Raw genomic sequence first — 1,305 nt, 5'->3', positions numbered from 1 at the left:
AATCCTCATCATTAATCTGATGGGGATTTTTTTGTTTTTGGAAAATAATATTGAAGCCGTGTGGGAGACACGGCAACTATGGGGCCGTCGCCTTTCTTTTAAGTCCTTCTCGATTTGTCGGGCAGGATTTTCTGCTTTCTGGCAGGTTTGCTTTGAAAATTTAACCGCAGAGAACTTAGTCGATGATTCTTCTTGAGAGTTATGAAGTATGTAAAGCTGTATGGAGATCCACATTAGGATTTAGCTGAAAAGAGTGCAATGAGTTTTATTTTGTAGTCCTTGCAAAGTGGTAAAGTTTGCAAAGTTTATTGAGGTGTAATTGAAGCTGAGAATTTTTAATTCTTTGAGTTTGGAATTTTGTCCCTAAGTTTTAGAATTAGAATTTCTTTTGAAAAATAAACTCTTCTTTATACAGGATCGCGTTAGGGATATAAGACGTATCATTTTGCTAAATGTTGCACTTCTAAAGCTTTTTTTGTAAAAGATTTAGCGGGCAGTCTGACTCGAAGGAAGCTCTCTATTAGTGTGCTTAAATATTTACTGCTTGTTGTTTTTGAAGACAATGTGTATGGTAATTTTTTTTGAATTTTATTTAGACTCTTTTGAATTAAATTTCTTTTGGTTAATAATGTTTTATTTATGCGGGATTCTTCTGAATGGAGGGAGTGTTCTTTTTTGATGCTTGTATTTCCGTAAGCCTGGATAATGCTTTTCTCAAAAAAATATGGTATAGTCTGATTAGGTATGAAGGTGTCTAAAATAATTTTTGCAATTAATTTTTGACAAATATTTTTCTGCATTGTTTATCTTTACTTTTGAGGTTAATTATGAATTGATAAAACTGGTCTTTTTTTCTGTGAAGATGTTTCTGGATATTGGATAACTGTCATGTTTTGGTTTTGTAAAAAAATGCAAAAACAAGTAGCAATTTCTTTATTGATGGATGTTATTTTAAATTTTGGATAGAAAGATGTTCAGATCTGTTTGTGTTTTAAAGAAAAAAGCAAAAGGATTTCCGCTTCTATCGGGGCTATGGCACCGGTTTCCAGATGAAGATTTTTTGTAAAGCTTGGCGTCTTTAGGGGCCGAAAAGCGGAAAAAACAGGCTTCGCGCCCTAGCGCCTTTGCGGCAAAACAGCCCGATTCCGGGGGTAACGAAGAAAAGCCTTACGTTCTGTGAAAAATATCCGAAATGTAAACTCCGCGTTATGAGAAGGTTAGGGATTGGCGGGAAAAAAGATTGAAAAAAGTCTGGGAAAAGTGTTGGAAAAGTGTTGGAAAAGCGGAAAAAGGCACTACTTTTGC

General features: G+C 34.9%; 2 protein-coding genes. One reads left to right on the top strand and one right to left on the bottom strand.

Annotated elements, in window-relative coordinates; translation table 11 throughout:
- Window positions 1-196: hypothetical protein (locus NU08_RS22465; protein ID WP_207214092.1), on the top strand; the 196-nt coding region annotated here is incomplete at its 5' end.
- Window positions 197-440: 244 nt separating this feature from the next.
- Here the strand turns inward: NU08_RS22465 and NU08_RS22170 are convergent.
- Window positions 441-800 carry a hypothetical protein gene (locus NU08_RS22170; protein ID WP_129749197.1) on the bottom strand — a complete coding sequence of 120 codons (360 nt, stop codon included), beginning with the start codon at window positions 798-800 and terminating at the stop codon, window positions 441-443.
- Between the last annotated feature and the right edge of the window lie 505 nt (window positions 801-1,305).

Origin of the sequence: Flavobacterium anhuiense, from assembly GCF_004151235.1 — a bacterium.
In the GTDB taxonomy this organism is placed as follows: domain Bacteria; phylum Bacteroidota; class Bacteroidia; order Flavobacteriales; family Flavobacteriaceae; genus Flavobacterium; species Flavobacterium anhuiense_A.
This window is presented reverse-complemented; position numbering and strand designations above follow the sequence as displayed.